Below are 15591 nucleotides of genomic sequence, written 5' to 3'. Positions count from 1 at the left end.
CGGCAGCCCCCGACAGGGCGCACGAGGGGTCGAGTGGTGGACCGGGCGTGTCCCTGACCGGCCGGACCGCTCAGGCGACGGTGGTCACCTGGGTGGCCAGGAAGTCGAGGAGCGCGGCGTTGAACCGTCCCGGCTGTTCCGCGCCGGGGAGGTGGCCGGCGCCCTCGATGACGGTCAGGACCGCGTGCGGGACGAGAGCGTGGATGGCCTCGGCGTCACTGACCGGTGTGTAGACGTCATCAGCGCCGACGACGATCAGTACGGGGGACTGCACGGCGGCGAGCGTGTCCCGGTAGTCGGGGCGTTCGGCCCGGCCGCGCAGGGCCGCCGCTGCGCCGCGGGGATCGGTGGCGCGCATCATGCGCAGGACGTGCTCGGCGACGTCGGGCAGCGCGGTGACGTTGTAGTCGGCGAGCATCTTGCCGATCACCTCGTCCGCGTAGCCGTCCATCCCCTCCGTCAGGAGGCGGTCGGCCATCCGGTCGCGGAGGACCTTGCCCTCGTCGGTCTCGGCCGGAGCGGAGGTGTCCGACAGGACGAGCGCGCGGACGCGGTGGGTGTGGACGCGTTGTATTTCCAGGGCGATCTGCCCGCCCATCGAGACACCGCCCACCACGGCCCGGTCGATGTCCAGGTGGTCCAGGAGCGCGGCGAGGTCGTCGGCGAAGTCGGAGAGATACACGGGGCCGGTCTCCACCCCGCTGGCGCCGTAGCCGCGCAGGTCCGGGGCGATGACCCGGTGCCCGGCCGCGACGAGCGCCTCGGCCTGAGGAGCCCACAGGGTCCGGTCGAAGGGATGCCCGTGGATCAGCAGGACCGGCAGCCCGTCCGAGGGGCCGGTGTCGTCGTAGTGGAGCGTCGTACCGCGCAAGGCTATGGAGGTCATGCCAGGCACCCTAGGGTCTGCCGTTTGGATCATGCGGCGGCACGCGGGGGCGGGGCACGCACATCTGCGCTGCCCGATCCGAGCGACAGCCCCTGGCCTGTCCGGTCACAAGATCATCGCGACGGCCGGAGTGGGTCACTGCCGCCACCGTGCGTACGGGGTAGGGCGGTTGCCCCGGCCCGTCGCGTCCGGGCATACCGGGTACGGCGGTGGCCCCGGCCCGTCGCCGTCCGGGCGCCTACCGGATACGGAGCTCGCGCTTACCCGAGGCGACCGGGCGCGTCCCGCGTCGAGCCGTCCGTCCCGGACGGCGATGGCCCGGCACGAGCGCGAGGTTGATCGCGTCGGCCGGGCCATCGAGATGCGCGGGAGGGGGCTACTCCGCCTCGTGCCGGGCTCCGTAGGAGTCCCCGGTGACGGTGTCGCCGTACTGGGCGCGCTCCTCGGCGGGCCACTGGGGCGGTGCCGACGACCAGTGGCCGGCCTGCGGGGCGCTGTGGGCCATCGGCGCCGGAGCGTCCTCGATGCCCGACACCTGCACCGGCATGGACTTTCCGCGTGCGACGACCTTGGAGCGCTTCTTGGCCGGCTTGTCCCAACCGCCGTCGCCGAGGATCAGGACCGGGTCGAACATGACGATGGCCGCGGCGAGGATGAGGAAGATGATCGGGCCCAGGAGCATCGGCAGCAGGAGCGAGGTGCCCTCCTGGCCGGTCACGGACGACTCGATGCCGTTGTGGAGGTGGACGCTCACGGCGGCCATGCCCGTGTAGTGCATGCCGGTGACGGCCAGGCCCATGACGAGGCTGGCGCCGAGCGTGCGGACGAAGCCCTGCACGGAGACGGCGGCCCACAGCGCGGCGGTCGCCGCCACGAGGGCGATGACCACGGACAGGGTCACCGTGAACGCGTTGTAGCTGAGCTCTCCGTTGAGCTGCATCGCGAACATGCCGAGATAGTGCATGGTCGCGACGCCGAGACCGGTGATGGAACCGCCCACGGTGAGGGCCGCTCGCGTGGCACCGCGGTGTCCGACGATGAAGACGCCCGCGGAGACCACCACGATCGCCACGGCGAGACTGAGCACCGTCAGCGGGATGTCGTAGGTGACGGGCGTCTCCGCCACGGAGAAGCCCGTCATGGCGATGAAGTGCATCGTCCAGATGCCGCAGCCCAGGGCGCTGGCTCCGAGGGCGAGCCAGCCCAGCCGCCATCCGGGCTCGTGATGCACCGTGCGCACCACACAGCGCAGCCCCAACGCCGAGCCCACACAGGCCATGACGTAGGCGGCCACCGGTGTGACCAGCCCGTAGCTGAAGCCGTCGATCGTGCCGTTCATCCGCTCCCTAACTCACGCTGTACCGTTGATATGCGAAGGCCATTGAGCCCTTTTCCTGGTAGCGATAGCAAATTCCTGAGCCCGTGCTGGTTGAAACTTGCAGGATCGTTATCGATCTACCGCGTTCACTCGCGCCCGCGGGCCGCGAGCCGCCCGAACCTCTGTCACGCTCCAGGTGTCCGGCCGGGAATTTCGACCGGCCCTTTCAGCCTTGTGCAGTGCGATGCCACGTCGTCGTGAGGGCGGGGCGGACGGACCGCCGTCGGCGCGTGAGAGGGCGCCCGTGCGCGTCCGACGAGGACTAGGAAGAAGGGGTGCGTGCGATGAGCCGGAACGAGGAGAAGGCGCTGCTGGCGGGCGGCTGTTTCTGGGGCATGCAGGATCTGATCAGGACGTTCCCGGGTGTTCTGGACACGCGGGTGGGATACAGCGGCGGCGACGTGGCCGATGCGACGTATCGCAACCATGGCACGCACGCCGAGGCGATCGAGATCACCTTCGATCCCACGAAGACCGACTACCGGACGATCCTGGAGTACTTCTTCCAGATCCACGACCCGTCGACGAAGAACCGGCAGGGCAACGACATCGGTCTCAGCTACCGGTCCGCCATCTTCTACGTCGACGACGAGCAGAAGCGGGTCGCCGAGGACACCATCGCGGATGTGGACGCCTCCGGACTGTGGCCGGGGAAGGTCGTGACCGAGGTCGCGCCGGCCGGCCCGTTCTGGCAGGCGGAGCCGGAGCACCAGGACTATCTCCAGCGCTACCCCGACGGCTACACCTGCCACTTCGTCCGTCCGAACTGGCGGCTGCCGAGGCGCGCGGAAGCCTGAGCGGTGCCCGACGGCCCGCCCGGTCCCGAGCGGGGTCTGTGAGCCCGCGCGGGCGGCGCGGGCCCCGGGCGGCGCCACGAGGCTGCCCATGGGCCTCGGCGGTCCCGACGTGGCTGCGCGTGGCCGTGGGCCGTCCGGACGTGGCGGCGTGGGCCTCGGGCCGTCCCGACGCGGCTGTACGGGCCTCGGGCGGACGCGGGGTCTCCGCTGCGGGCCGGTGTCCGTAGCCGGGTCCGTTGCGGATGCGATGTTGTGATCGTGCCGGTCGCGGGGGCTGCCCTCGGTCCCGCGACCGGCGGTGGGCCGGGGACGATCGGTCGTCGGGGGTGGCGGGCGTGTGTCATGACCGTGGCCGCCACCGCCAAGGCGGCCAGGACCTGGACGCGGGCCAGGAGGCGCGGGCGCGCCCCGCGACTCCCGCCTCGGACACGCGGGACCCCCCGCCGGCGCGCGCCGCTCTGGATGCGGGGAGCCGGCCCGGCGGTGCGGGCGGCCTCGCACCGCCCCGGCGGATCAGACATATTCGTTGCGTTTGAGCTCGATCACCCATGCGCGGCGTTCGCAGATCTTCCCGTCGCGCATGCGGAACACCTCGGCCATCGACATGCGCATCGGCTCTCCCGACTCACGCATCACCGTTCCGGTGAGTTCGGCCATGACCACGTCGTCCTCCTCGACCATGCGTACGACCTCCAGTCGGGGCGGCGGGACGAAGCCAGGACCCTCGATCGCCGCGTCGTATGCCTCCTTGCCGGTCAGATGGAACCCGCCGAAAACCGTCCACTCGATGTCATCGGTGAGACAGCTCAGAATCTGCGCGTGATCGTTCTTGCGGAAACCGTTCAAGTAGGTCTCGATGGTCCGCTTGTTCTCGGACGTGACTCCTGACATGACTCCTGCTTTCCATCGCGATGAAGGCGAAAGACGGCCGCACTGCTCTCCGAGGCGCCGACCCGGACCGTGAACCGTCGAGGCACCTCCATAGCGCTGTCGCGAGCGCGAGGCAAGCTGGGCTCACTCGAAGGTGTGGTGCCGTACGGCAGATGGAGTTCCGGCCCTCGAAAGGCGTAGTGTCATATGCCTGTTGCCCAGGGCAGTCGGGCAACGTGCAGGCGGGGGCCAGGGGAGAGGACGGCATCACGAGATGACGAGCACCGACTGGAGCGATCGAGGATTGTGCCGTACGGCCGATCCTGACGACCTGTTCGTCGAGGGCGCGGCGCAGAACCGGGCCAAAATGCTGTGCATCGGCTGCCCCGTGCTCACCGAATGCCTCGCCTATGCGCTGGACCAGCGCATCGAGCACGGGGTCTGGGGAGGCATGACCGAGCGCGAGCGCCGTGCCCTGTTGCGCCGTCGGCCTACGGTCACTTCCTGGCTGCACCTCCTGGAAACGGCCCGAGTGGAGCACGAACGCTCGCAGGACACCACGGCGGTCGCCCACAGGGCGAGTTGACCTGAAGCCCTACCCTCGGAACCGTGTATCGGTTCCGAGGGCGCGGTCGGCGCCCTGCTCGTCGCGGGGGAGCGGGGCCCGCCGGGTGCCGGGTCGTGCCCGTGGGCGTGACGGGCGCCGATGTCGTGCTCGTCGGCTATTTCTCCGCCAAGGAAAAGGATTTCGTCGCGCTCATGGATGCCGCTGCGGCGGAACTGACGGCGCGCGGTGCTCGGGTCGTCGGGCGGATCACGCAACGGCGTGGTGTCTCTAACGGCGGGGTCCGGAAGATGGCCCTGCCGTATTCCTCGCGCACGCTGCTGAGTTCCGGGAAAATCCTTGAAGTGGCCGCGCATTGTGAAGAAACCGATGCCGACCTGGTCGTCTTCGTCAATTACCTGACAGATCGACAGAGAAACGTGCTGTCAGGGATATTCGACCGCCCCGCAATGAGTCTCACCGAGATCATCGACGTCGGCTGAACGGGAATTGCGTACGCCGTCCGGCCCACCGTTCGCATGACGGCCCGCTGCGGACGGTGAGCGTCCGGATTCGTCCTGGAGGGCGAGCGTCAGCCGGGCCGTCCGCCTCCACCATGGCCTCGCCGCGACCTAGCCGGCCCCTCATGTCGCGATCCTCACCGCCTCACACGCCGCGATCCTCACCTTTCGCTTGGCCCGCACAAAATGAGGCGGGAAACGCCGCAACGAGACAGACCGCTGAAAAGGGCCAAATATTCAGAGGCCGTCACGCGTGCATTTTTTCCGGCCACCAATGTCGGTTAAATCAAGCCAGTTGTGTGGTCTGGCATTGTGCGCGGCCGTGCGTGCTGTCACCGTCGTGCGCGGAATGACAGCCCGATCATGACTTTCGAGAACCTCAACTCCGTTGGCACGTAGGGATGTTGATGTCTACGCGCGTCGACCCGGAAAAAGTGTCACTTTCTCCTCCCTTTCACCGGCCGCAGGCCAGAGGTGCGCGTCTGCCGGGCGGGCGACCCCTTCCACGAACGACACATCACGACAGTGCGCGGTTCCGGTCCGGACGATCTCCGACGGCAAACCGCCTATCCAGCGAAGGAGACGTTTCGCAGCCATGAAGACGAGTCCATTTCGTGTGCACGACGACAAAACACCCCTCCGGCACCGGGGTGCCACGAGCGTGAGACCTGGCTGGCGTGTCAGGACCGGAGTGTTCGCCGCCACGACGGCGCTCCTCTCGGCCGGCACCCTGCTCGGCGCCGGTCCTGCCTCGGCGGCACCCGCGGCGGTCAGGCTGACCTCCGCGTCCTGCCCCGGCGTGATCCAGCGGGGCCAGACGAGCGGTTGCGTCACGGAGTTGCAGAACCTGCTCAACGCCCACGGGGCCGGTCTGCTGGTGGACGGCGTCTTCGGGGCGAACACCCTCTACGCGGTGCGCGAGTACCAGGCCTCCACCGCGATCGCCGTGGACGGACAGGTCGGCCCCCAGACCAAGTCCAAGCTGTACGCGACCGGTGGCTCGGCCCCGGCGCCGATCAATCTCACGTCCTCGTCGTGCCCGGCGAACATCGTCCAGGGCAACAAGGGGGGCTGCGTCAGCGAACTCCAGCGGCTGCTCCGCCACTTCGGCTACTCCATCGACGTGGACGGCGAGTTCGGGCCCGCGACGGACAGCGCGGTCCGCGGCTTCCAGTCCGCGCACGGTCTTTCGGTCGACGGTCAGGTCGGAACGAACACCAAGCGTGAGCTCTACGACACCGACGAGTCGCCGTCCACCGCGCTGGACCTGCGATCGGGCTCCTGCCCCTCGAACATCGTGGAGGGGCAGAGCGGCGGTTGTGTCGCGACGCTTCAGGCACTGCTCAACGGCAAGGGCCAACACCTGGACGTGGACGGCGAGTTCGGGCCCCTGACCCTGTCTGCTGTGAAGTCGTTCCAGTCCTCGGCGGGCCTCTCCGTCGACGGGGAAGCCGGTCCGAACACCAAGGCCGCTCTGTACGCGAACATCAGCACGGGCGGCGGGAGCGGCGCGCCGGCTCCGATCAACCTGAACTCCGGCTCGTGCCCGGGCACCATCGTGAAGGGCCAGCGCAGCGGCTGTGTCACCGAGTTGCAGAGCCTGCTCAACCACCACGGAGCCGATGTCGCCGTCGACGGCGACTTCGGACCGCTGACCGACAGCGCGGTGCGGGACTTCCAGGCCGAGAAGGGGCTGTCGGTCGACGGCCAGGTGGGTCCGAACACCAAGGCCGCTCTGTACGGCGCCGTCACCCCGCCCACCTCGCCCCCGCCCGGCGGCGGCTACAGCAAGATCCTCGGTGTGGCCGCCGCCGAGGTGGGGACGGTCGAGGGCAGTGCTCGGGCGAACAGTTACGGCTCGTCCGTGGGCCTGTCGCTGTCCACCAGGAACTACGCCTGGTGCGCGACGTTCGTGAGCTGGGTGGCCAAGCAGACCGGGGCCAGTTCGTACCGCAGCAGCTACGTCGCGGGCTGGGTCAAGCAGGCGCGGGCCGGCAACTACCACCTTTCGGTGACGACGAACCCGCAGCCGGGCGACATCGTGGCCTTCGACTGGAACGGGGGCAACAACTACACCGGCGGGCAGGAGCACATAGGCATCGTGCGAACGGTGAGCGGCGGGTCCAGCTTCACCACCGTCGAAGGCAACACCGGCAACCCCAACGGCGGGTCGGACGGCGTCTACGTCAAGACGCGCGGTACGAACAGCGGATATGACGTCATGTTCATCCGAGTCCGCTGACCGGCTGACGGGACGAGCCATGAACCATCGTTCCTCACAGGATGGTTCATGGCCCCCGGTTCTCGGGGGCGTGCCCCTCGGGGAGCGGGCCTCCTGCGTCGCACCTGGGCCCCTCCCGTTCGCTCGTCACGCCTGACCGGAACTGTCGCCCGGGTTCGGCTCCCCCGCTAGGCTCAGGTCCATACCTGTGGTCAGCGGGAAGGGTGAAGCGCCCGTGACGTAGCCGTCGCACCGGTCATGAGCGCCAGATCCACCCCGTTCAGAGCACGGCAGCGCGACCGTCCGCGGCGGCGGCAGCCGGACTTCCGCAGACCGGAGACCGCCGCCGCGGACATGAGCCCGACTCGCCCCGTCACGCCGGATCACGGCGACCGGCGTCCCCCTCGGGCGCCGGTGGGCACAGACACCCACGTCCGCGTACCGACACCCCTCACAGAGGTCCGATGCCTACCCTCAGATTTGGCAAGTACCTGACATTAGCGACGGCAGCTCTCCTGCTCCTCGCCACGGCTCCCGGGGCGGTCGCCGCCACCGCGGTTCCCGCGGACCGAGTGCGGGGAATCTCCGCCGCCGCTCCGGCGGCCGAGACGTGGCAAGCGCCGCTCTCCACCCGCGGACGGTACATCGTGGACGCCGACGGCAACCGTTTCCGGCTGAAGTCGGCGAACTGGGACGGGGCGCAGGGCTCCTGGACGGGCAGCGGCAGTGTCGACGATCCGGCCAACCACCACGCGGGCCAGGACTCCTACGGCATCCCTCTCGGCCTGGACCGCGCCTCGCTGCCCCAACTGCTCGACGACTTCCACCGGCTGGGCATCAACAGCATCCGGCTGCCCTTCTCCAACGAGATGATCCACTCGACGACCCCCGTGCCGGACGTCGCCGTCACGGCCAACCCGGAGCTGCGCGGCAGAACGCCCCTCCAGGTCTACGACGCCGTGGTCGCCGCCCTCACCCGGAGCGGGTTCGCCGTCATCCTCAACAACCACACCAACACCTCGCGTTGGTGCTGCGGCGTCGACGGCAACGAGCGCTGGAACAGCGGTCAGTCCACCCAGCAGTGGACGGACGACTGGGTCTTCATGGCCCGCCGTTACGCCGGCGACCCGCGTGTGGTGGGCGCCGACCTCTACAACGAAGTACGCCGTGACGTACTGGACGACCCCAACTGGGGCCTGGGCGACGCCCACGACTGGTACGCGGCCGCCCAGCTCGCCGCGGACCGCATCCTCTCCGAGGCCAACGCCAACCTCCTCGTCGTCATCGAGGGGATCAACTGGACCGGTCTGCCGGTCGACGGCCTGCCGCACGGCCGTCCCACCCTCACCCCCGTGCGCAACCTCTCGCACACCCTCGTCGCCTCTCACAAGCTGGTGTACTCCGCCCACTTCTACGGATACACCGGCCCCAGCCACAGCGGGGCGACCGGAATCGGCGAAACCCATGACGCCCGCTACCAGGACCTCAACCGCGACCAGCTCTACCAAGTCCTCGGCGACCAGGCCTTCTTCGTCTCCTCCGAAGCGAACCAGCACTTCACCGCCCCCGTGTGGATCAGCGAGTTCGGCATCGGCGCCGGTGAGACCGGCGCGGCGGCCCGGACCTGGTTCGGCGACATCACCGACTACTTCGCCGACCACGACGTCGATTTCGCCTACTGGCCGCTGGTCAGCTGGGAAGGCCACGACGACTGGTCCCTGCTGCGCTACGACACCTCGGGCAACCGGTACGGCATCCTCGACCAGTCCGACTGGCGCGGTACCGCGTGGAACCGGCTCATGACCGCCCCGACCCGCACAGGGTCCATCTCGGCGGTCCCCGGCTGGCAGATGCTCGCCACCGACCACGGCGACCAGGTGCAGTCGCTGCGGGTGCGCGCGGGAGGCGACTGGAACTCGGGTGCGTCCAAGGCCACGTGTCCCGACGGTGAACGGCTGATCGGACTCGGCCACAGCGGTGTTCGCGCCCTGTGCACCGACGTCTCCACCGGCGACCTCCGTTCCGGGGCCGCCACCCAGACGGTCGTCACCGACGAGCGCCATGTTCCCGCGGGCGGCGACTGGGCCTCCGGGTACACCAAGCTCCAGTGTCCCGCGGGCAACTTCCTCATCGGCTACAGCCGCCGCGGGGGCCGCACCTCCGCGGCCCTGTGCGTTCCGCCCCGCACCTCGCTGGCGGGCACCGGGCGCACCGTGTGGTTCGACCGCTCCGACAACCGGCCCGCCGGCGCGGCCGGGGGCGACTTCGCGAACGGTGACTACAAGGGCCAGTGCGCCGACGACGAGTACGCCGCCGGAATCGCCTACACGACCCGCTTCGGCGCCGCACAAGGCCCGGCCGCACTGCTCTGCCGCAAACTGAACTGATCACGACCCGGCGGCCGTCGAAGCGGCGCGCGGACCGGGGCGAACGGCGCCGGAGCCGCGCCGGACCGTGACCGGCGTACAGCCGTCCCAGAACCGCCGGGACCCGGCGGACCGAGCCCGTGCGCACGGTCCGGCCGGGTCCCGGCGGTGTATTTCCGTCACGTCTCCGGGAGTCCCCGTCCGTCGATCCCGCGGGGTGGACCGCACCCTCCGGCGATCTCCCGCAGGAGCAAGCCGGCGATCCCGATGCGGCGGGCCGGAGCGTGCGCCCGGGCGGCAGGTCTCAGAACCGCCGGGCGGACTCCTCCGCGTGGGCCATGCGCCGCAGGCTCAGCAACACCGGTTCGTAGAGCACCGTGAGCGCGACGGCCGCCTCGATCTGCTCGGTCGGTGTCGGCAGCTCCTCGACCATGTCCAGGTCGGTGACCGCCAGTTGCGCCGCCAGCCGCCCGTACGGCAGCAACTGCTCGGTGTCGCAGGGGTAGCCGAGCCGGACCAGCGCCGCGACCGAGTCGATGAGCCGCCGGTGGGCGGGATCGAGCAGGTCCACGCCGGGGTCGCAGGACCAGCCCAGCCGCTCCAGCAACGCCTCCACCGAGCGGCAGGCGGTCGCCACCGCCGGATCGTCCTCGGCGGGCTTCTCGGCGCAGGGCAGCGCCCGGGTCGCCGCGCCCAGCCTCAGATGGTGGTCCAGCGACTCGTCCTCCGCGGCGGCGATCACCTCGCGCGCGTCGGCCACCGAGACCCCGCCGATCTGGATCAGCGCCCGTACGAGGCGCAGCCGCCGCAGGTGGTCGTCCCCGTACTCGGCCTGGGTGGCGGAGATCCGACGGCCCGGGTGGAGCAGTCCTTCGCGCAGGTAGTACTTGATCGTGGCGGTCGAAACACCGCTGCGCTCGCTCAGCTCCGCCAGCCGCATGCTCTTGCACCTTCCATCGGACAGTGACACTATCCAAGCATGGATCGTGCCACTATCCAACACGAGAACGGGGAATCTCATGGGTAATGCACCGATATCTGGCCGACGGGTCACGGCCGCCGCCGAGGGCGACGTGGTCGTCTTCCTCATCGGCATGCGCATCAACCGCTGGCGGGCCGTCCGCCACTGGCTGCCGGCGCTGACGGCGATGCCACGCATGCTGAAGGAGCTCACGCAGGACAGCGACAGCGGGCTGCTGGGCCACCGGAGTCTGAGTGGCGGTCCGCGCGTGTTCACCGTCGCGCAGTACTGGGAGTCGCGCGAGAAACTGCTCGCCTATGCCTCCGATCAGGCGGGGGAGCATCGCCCCGCGTGGGCGGCGTTCAACCGCCGCCTGCGGAGCAGCAAGGGCAGTGTGGGGATCTGGCACGAGACGTACATCGTCCCGGCGGGTTCGTACGAGTCGATCTACGTCGACATGCCGCCGACCGGTCTGGCCGCGGCATGGGGAGTCGAGCCTGTGGAACGCCGCGGGGAGCGGGCGGCGCAGCGGCTGGAGAGCCGGGCGTCTTGAGTGACCCGGTGCCGAACCGGAGGCCGGTGACCGGCATCCGGCACCGGGCCCGCGTGCCGGACCGGCGTGCCGAGTTCGCGCCCGCGTACTGAACCGGCCCGCCCAGGTCAGTCCCGCCCGAGCTGTGGACCGACGCGCCCAGGTCAGTCCCGCCCGAGCTGTGGACCGACAGGCCCGGGCTCGTCCCCCCGGCTCGGTTCCGCCCGGTCAGTCCTGGCCAACTCGGTTCCGTCCGGGTCGGTTTCGTCCCGGGTGAATCCAGATCCGCAACGGGCCGATCGGTTCGAAGCCGTGGCGCAGGGCGGCGGCCAGGTCGTCGCCGTGCTCGTAGCCGACCACGGGCAGGCCGGGAAACAGCGAGTGCACCGTGCTCAGTACGTCCGGCCAGGCCGCGTCCGGGCCACCGCCGTGTGCGAAGACGTTGGAGATCCCGACCACGTGGTCATTACGGCTCGCCACCGCTCCGGAGACCACCCGACCGTCGGCGGAGCGCCCGGCGAGCACGAAGGTGGCCGGATCGTCGAGAAGTTCGGGGCGGAACAGATCCGCGTCGCCGCCTTCGCCGGCCCAGGCCACTGCCCAGTCACGCAACGCTTCCGGGCCGTCCGCCACGTCCCAGGCGAGGGCCGGGGGGCCGGCGGGGGTCTGCGGCGGGCGGTGGATCCACTGCGCGTCGAACAGGACCTGGAAGCCGTCCCCCGTCAGGTCCAGGTCGGCGAAGCTGTCCTTGACCGAGGCGCCGGCTGCGACGGTGTCGATCCGCGGCAGCAGCGCGGTCGCGTTCGCGCCGGGTACCAGCGTCACCGAGTCCGGGTAGTACAGCGGCGTACGGGCCGGGGCGGCCCACGCCTGCTCCTTGAACTCGCTCTCCACACCGTGCGAAAGGCTCATCGCGGCGCACCACTCGGCGTTGTTGCGGGCGGCGGCACGGACCATGGACGAGGTCGACGTCTTCATGAGGGTTGATCATGGCATGTCCTGCCGGGTGCGCCCGGACCCGTCCCTCCGGCGGACCTCTCGCCCGGAGGGCGGTGGAGATCGGGGGAGGGGGTGAGGGCCCGAGACCGGGCAGGGATTCGGGCCCTCACGTCGCGCATCCGTCGGGGGCGTTTGCGCGCTGACCACTTCAACGAGCTTCATCACCGGGGGATACGTTTCCTTCGCCGCCGGACCCGTTCGGTGGTCCCGGGCGACGGCCCGACCGGACGGCACGGAACGGCGAATCGCGGACCACGGTCATCGGCGGGGCGACAAGAGACGTCGGGAACGTCTCAAGGCAGAGACTCCGCCAGTTTGTCGACGAGCGGCGAGGGGTGCGACAGCGCGGCCAGGTGTCCGCCGGGAATGGTCTCGGCCTCGATTCCGAGGCGGTCGCGGGCCACTCGGCGCTGGAAGTCCACCGGGAAGAACCGGTCCCCGGTCGCGGCGAGGACGCGTGTGGTGGTGTCGGGCCATCGCTCGATGTCGCAGGGCTGGTTGAAGGCGATGTCGGCCTCCGGCTGCTCATGGCCCGCCCCGGCGGCGGCGACCTCGGCCGGGACGTCGTGCAGGAAGTAGGTGTCCAGGTCGAATTCGGTGCCGTATCCGTCCGCTTCGGCGGCGGCGAGGCGGGCCGGTTCCGAACCGGTGTTGCCCCACCACTGTCCGGGCGTCTCGCCCGGGAGCGGCACCATCGCGTTGACGAGCACCAGTTGTCCGACCGGAACGCGGGCGCAGACCATCGGCGCCGTGAAGCCGCCCATCGACTGCGCGACGAGCACCGTATCGGCGTGATCGCCGATCGCCGCGGCCACGGTGTCGGCGTACTCGGGCAGCCCCGAGGACTCGTCCGCCGCGGGCAGGCCGACCGCGACCGCCTCGTGCCCCCTCGCCCGCAACTCGGACACCACACGATGCCAGTACCAGGCCGAACCCCCGGCCCCGGGAACCAACACGAACACGTTCGCCCTCCCTTCCATCCGTTTCACCCTGACGTTGCAGACCGCCGGGAGCGACGAGAGTCATCGGTGGCGGCGACGACCTGGCAGCCCTCTCGATCGATGGTCCAGCCGGACGGCAGGGCTTCGTCGCAGAACACGCGGACGAAGGCGTCCTCGGGCACGACATTGACCTGTTGGCAGGACACGCAACGCCGGAACTCGACCTGGTGGGTGAACCCGGACCCCTCACGAAACACCACCTCACCCGCGCCGAGCACGCGCTCCACCGTCAGCCGGCCGCCGCCGTCGGCGCGTCGGATGTGAGGGTCGGTGGTGGGCCGAACAGGACGCTGAGTACGTCGAGTTGACTGTCGATCACCTCAAGGGCGGTGAGGACGGCGACGGCGGAGCGGGCGGGGGGAGAGGTCGTTCCCGGTGGTCGCGGCAGCTCTTGGAAGGCCGCATCCGCGGCGGTGGGCGGGGGCGGGCGCCGTCCGATCGCCCGGCGCACGGTGAGCGCGTGCGCCGCGACCTGGGCGCGCCGCCGCGCCACGGCGGGGTCGGTGGTCAGCGCGTCCGGTGCCGATCCGGAGGCGTCGGTGAGGTCGTCGACGGGTTCGGCGCACTGCCGCAGTGCCGTCACGGACCGGAGCGTGAAGTGGTCCGGGTGCCACCGGGCGGACACGGTCTCGGGGACAGGCGCGGCGGCAAGGATCCGCATCGGGGCCGTGGCGATCGCCAACTGCTCCACCCGGTAGGCGAATCGGGCCCGCGCCAGACGGACGGCCTGGCCGTCGCGCCAGTCCGTCTCCAGGATGTCGCCCAGACTCGACAGCGCCGCCGCGGTCCGGGCCCGTATCACCGCCTCGGTCCGGATGGGCAGTACGAGCCAGGACGCCGCGATGCCGAGAACCGCGCCGACCGCGATCCCGGCCAGTCGGGTGTGCAGCAGGTCGCCGGGACTCTGCCCGAACCAGTCGTAGAGCAGCGACAGTACGGCGGTGACGCAGCCCGCCCAGTACGCGTAACTGAGTTCACGCAGCCAGGTGGCCACCGCGAGCACGACGAAGATGACGACGACCGCGGTGTCCGACCGCGGTCCGAACTCTCCGGAGGCGGCGGTCGCGACCACCGTGCCGGCCGCGGCGCCGAGCGTGCGCCAGGCCCCTTTGACCAGGACGTCGCCGCGGCTGCGCGCACCGCTGCACACCAGGAACGCCGTGAGGACCACCCAGGCCCAGTGGTCCGGCCACAGAGTCCGGCCGATCGTGAACGCGGCGGTGAGCGCCGCCGCCATCTGCAGGGCCATCCGGGTGCTCGGGGTCGGGCGGCGGCGCGGGGCGCCGGGCGCCGTGGTCACCTTCGCGGGCGGCGGCCGCGGTACGAGACCGGTGCGCTGTGCCGTCCACGTCACCACGGTTCCCCAGACGACCGCCGCCAGCGCGGTCACCGCCGCCCAGGCGGTGTGCTCGTGCCCGCCGGCGGGCACCGTTCCGGCGGGCACCACCAGGACCGCAATCAGCGGAAGTACGACGAGCGTGCCCGCTCGCGTGGCGCGGGCACCGAACCGGCGCACCCAGATCGCCCCCGCGACCCCCACGACGAACGCCGCGTCACCCGCGAGGGGATGCCGCTGGATCAAGGTGCTCAGCTCCGTGCCCGCCGCGGCCGCGCACGGCAGCACGACGCAGGCGAGCAGCCGGTCCGTCCGGTCGAAGAGCCGCTGCACGCGACCGAGCGCCGAGGCGATCACCACCGCCTGCACCACGCTGTCCACGCGCAGCCCCGCCTGGTGCTCGACGAGCAGGGCCCAGCCGTAGGTGCCCAGGACCGTCACCATGGTCACGGCCGTCGTCCGCAGGTGCGTCCCCCGCGGATCGAAGTGCACCGCACGACGCGTCGACCTCAGAAAACTACGCAACACGTAGGACCACCGCCAAGAAAGCCGCTGAAATCAGCCATCGGGAGACCTTCCCTCGGGCGGTATCGTAAGTGATACCTTAGCAATGTGACGGGAGAGCGAACAGAACACGAGGACGCGGAACGCGCCGTGGCCGAGCGTGACGCGAAACAGGCCCTCGTCGAGCGCGACGCGGAACAGGCCGTGGCCGGGCGGCGGGACGGCCGGGCCTCCGCCGAGATCCGGCAGGGCGTCATCCGGCTCGCCCGCAGGCTGAGCGCGGAGCGCCCCGCGGACGGACTCAGCCTCAACAAGAGCAGTGTCCTCGGCCACCTGCGCCGCAACGGCCCGATGTCGGCCGGTGCGCTGGCCGCCGCGGACCATCAGCAACCGCAGTCCCTGACGCGGGTCTTCGCGGACCTCGAACAGGAAGGTCTGATCAGCCGGACGCGCGACGCGCAGGACGGGCGACAGCGTGTGGTGGAGCTGACCGAAGCGGGCCGTGCCGCCCTCGCCCGCGACATGGCGCAGCGCGACGCCTGGCTCGAGGTCGCCCTCGTCGATCTCACCGAGACGGAGCGTCAGGTCCTCCTGCTCGCCGCCCGCCTGATGAACGGCCTCGCCGACTCCCCGGCCGCCGTGCCCGGCTCCACGACCCGACCCCACTGACGGAGG

At 70.5% G+C, this 15591-nt stretch carries 15 protein-coding genes; 7 read left to right on the top strand and 8 right to left on the bottom strand.

Features of this window, described 5'->3' with window-relative positions; all coding sequences use genetic code 11:
- Positions 1–70: 70 nt before the first annotated feature.
- Positions 71–886, bottom strand: coding sequence for an alpha/beta fold hydrolase (locus ACF07B_RS10925; RefSeq protein ID WP_392178656.1), 816 nt, complete (start codon positions 884–886; stop codon positions 71–73).
- 376 nt (positions 887–1262) lie between these two features.
- Positions 1263–2225 carry an MHYT domain-containing protein gene (locus ACF07B_RS10920; protein ID WP_392178655.1) on the bottom strand — a complete coding sequence of 321 codons (963 nt, stop codon included), beginning with the start codon at positions 2223–2225 and terminating at the stop codon, positions 1263–1265.
- 323 nt (positions 2226–2548) lie between these two features.
- Here ACF07B_RS10920 and msrA point away from each other — a divergent pair, with 323 nt between their 5' ends.
- Positions 2549–3061, top strand: coding sequence for a peptide-methionine (S)-S-oxide reductase MsrA (gene msrA, locus ACF07B_RS10915; RefSeq protein WP_369485543.1), 513 nt, complete (start codon positions 2549–2551; stop codon positions 3059–3061).
- Between the two features lie 513 nt (positions 3062–3574).
- Here msrA and ACF07B_RS10910 read toward each other — a convergent pair.
- Entirely contained in the window at positions 3575–3952 is a 378-nt protein-coding gene (locus tag ACF07B_RS10910; protein WP_392178654.1) for a nuclear transport factor 2 family protein, read from the bottom strand.
- A 253-nt stretch (positions 3953–4205) separates the two neighbouring features.
- Here ACF07B_RS10910 and ACF07B_RS10905 point away from each other — a divergent pair, with 253 nt between their 5' ends.
- The 4 genes from ACF07B_RS10905 (at position 4206) to ACF07B_RS10890 (ending at position 9604) form a co-directional block, all read left to right on the top strand.
- Positions 4206–4517 carry a WhiB family transcriptional regulator gene (locus tag ACF07B_RS10905; protein WP_369482755.1) on the top strand — a complete coding sequence of 104 codons (312 nt, stop codon included), beginning with the start codon at positions 4206–4208 and terminating at the stop codon, positions 4515–4517.
- Positions 4518–4612: 95 nt separating this feature from the next.
- Positions 4613–4978 (top strand): hypothetical protein, encoded by a 366-nt coding sequence (locus ACF07B_RS10900; protein WP_392178653.1) that lies wholly within the window; start codon positions 4613–4615, stop codon positions 4976–4978.
- 679 nt (positions 4979–5657) lie between these two features.
- Positions 5658–7238: a peptidoglycan-binding protein gene (locus tag ACF07B_RS10895; protein WP_392178652.1), complete on the top strand. Its 1581-nt coding sequence runs from the start codon at positions 5658–5660 to the stop codon at positions 7236–7238.
- Positions 7239–7681: 443 nt separating this feature from the next.
- On the top strand, positions 7682–9604 hold the full coding sequence (locus ACF07B_RS10890; RefSeq protein ID WP_392178651.1) for a glycoside hydrolase family 5 protein: 1923 nt from the start codon (positions 7682–7684) through the stop codon (positions 9602–9604).
- Between the two features lie 283 nt (positions 9605–9887).
- Here the strand turns inward: ACF07B_RS10890 and ACF07B_RS10885 are convergent, their stop codons facing one another.
- Complete coding sequence (locus ACF07B_RS10885; protein WP_392178650.1) at positions 9888–10523, bottom strand: MerR family transcriptional regulator; 636 nt, start codon at positions 10521–10523, stop codon at positions 9888–9890.
- 79 nt (positions 10524–10602) lie between these two features.
- Between ACF07B_RS10885 and ACF07B_RS10880 the strand changes: the two genes are divergently transcribed.
- Entirely contained in the window at positions 10603–11097 is a 495-nt protein-coding gene (locus ACF07B_RS10880) for a DUF4188 domain-containing protein (RefSeq protein ID WP_392178649.1), read from the top strand.
- A 207-nt stretch (positions 11098–11304) separates the two neighbouring features.
- Here ACF07B_RS10880 and ACF07B_RS10875 read toward each other — a convergent pair whose 3' ends face one another.
- The 4 genes from ACF07B_RS10875 to ACF07B_RS10860 form a co-directional block, all read right to left on the bottom strand.
- A complete protein-coding gene (locus ACF07B_RS10875) occupies positions 11305–12054 on the bottom strand; it encodes a hypothetical protein (protein WP_392178648.1) in 750 nt (249 codons plus the stop codon).
- A 314-nt stretch (positions 12055–12368) separates the two neighbouring features.
- A complete protein-coding gene (locus ACF07B_RS10870; RefSeq protein WP_392178647.1) occupies positions 12369–13037 on the bottom strand; it encodes an alpha/beta fold hydrolase in 669 nt (222 codons plus the stop codon).
- Between the two features lie 23 nt (positions 13038–13060).
- Positions 13061–13294: a hypothetical protein gene (locus tag ACF07B_RS10865; RefSeq protein ID WP_392178646.1), complete on the bottom strand. Its 234-nt coding sequence runs from the start codon at positions 13292–13294 to the stop codon at positions 13061–13063.
- Positions 13295–13305: 11 nt separating this feature from the next.
- Positions 13306–14856, bottom strand: coding sequence for an FUSC family protein (locus ACF07B_RS10860; protein ID WP_392178762.1), 1551 nt, complete (start codon positions 14854–14856; stop codon positions 13306–13308).
- A 168-nt stretch (positions 14857–15024) separates the two neighbouring features.
- On the opposite strand from ACF07B_RS10860, the gene ACF07B_RS10855 reads away from it, so the two are divergent.
- Positions 15025–15585, top strand: coding sequence for a MarR family winged helix-turn-helix transcriptional regulator (locus ACF07B_RS10855; protein WP_392178645.1), 561 nt, complete (start codon positions 15025–15027; stop codon positions 15583–15585).
- Positions 15586–15591 lie beyond the last annotated feature (6 nt).

It is taken from the genome of Streptomyces sp. NPDC015532 (assembly GCF_043078065.1).
GTDB lineage: Bacteria > Actinomycetota > Actinomycetes > Streptomycetales > Streptomycetaceae > Streptomyces.
The sequence above is the reverse complement of the archived record's forward strand: the minus strand, read 5'-3'. Positions and strand labels throughout refer to the sequence as shown.

Bases quoted from the DNA above. Each gene is read 5' to 3' on its own strand.
- ACF07B_RS10880 (WP_392178649.1), top strand. From the start codon at position 10,603: ATGGGTAATGCACCGATATCTGGCCGACGGGTCACGGCCGCCGCCGAG.
- ACF07B_RS10890 (WP_392178651.1), top strand. From the start codon at position 7,682: ATGCCTACCCTCAGATTTGGCAAGTACCTGACATTAGCGACGGCAGCT.
- ACF07B_RS10925 (WP_392178656.1), bottom strand. From the start codon at position 886: ATGACCTCCATAGCCTTGCGCGGTACGACGCTCCACTACGACGACACC.
- ACF07B_RS10905 (WP_369482755.1), top strand. From the start codon at position 4,206: ATGACGAGCACCGACTGGAGCGATCGAGGATTGTGCCGTACGGCCGAT.
- ACF07B_RS10875 (WP_392178648.1), bottom strand. From the start codon at position 12,054: ATGAAGACGTCGACCTCGTCCATGGTCCGTGCCGCCGCCCGCAACAAC.
- ACF07B_RS10920 (WP_392178655.1), bottom strand. From the start codon at position 2,225: ATGAACGGCACGATCGACGGCTTCAGCTACGGGCTGGTCACACCGGTG.
- ACF07B_RS10885 (WP_392178650.1), bottom strand. From the start codon at position 10,523: ATGCGGCTGGCGGAGCTGAGCGAGCGCAGCGGTGTTTCGACCGCCACG.
- ACF07B_RS10860 (WP_392178762.1), bottom strand. From the start codon at position 14,856: ATGGTGACGGTCCTGGGCACCTACGGCTGGGCCCTGCTCGTCGAGCAC.
- msrA (WP_369485543.1), top strand. From the start codon at position 2,549: ATGAGCCGGAACGAGGAGAAGGCGCTGCTGGCGGGCGGCTGTTTCTGG.
- ACF07B_RS10910 (WP_392178654.1), bottom strand. From the start codon at position 3,952: ATGTCAGGAGTCACGTCCGAGAACAAGCGGACCATCGAGACCTACTTG.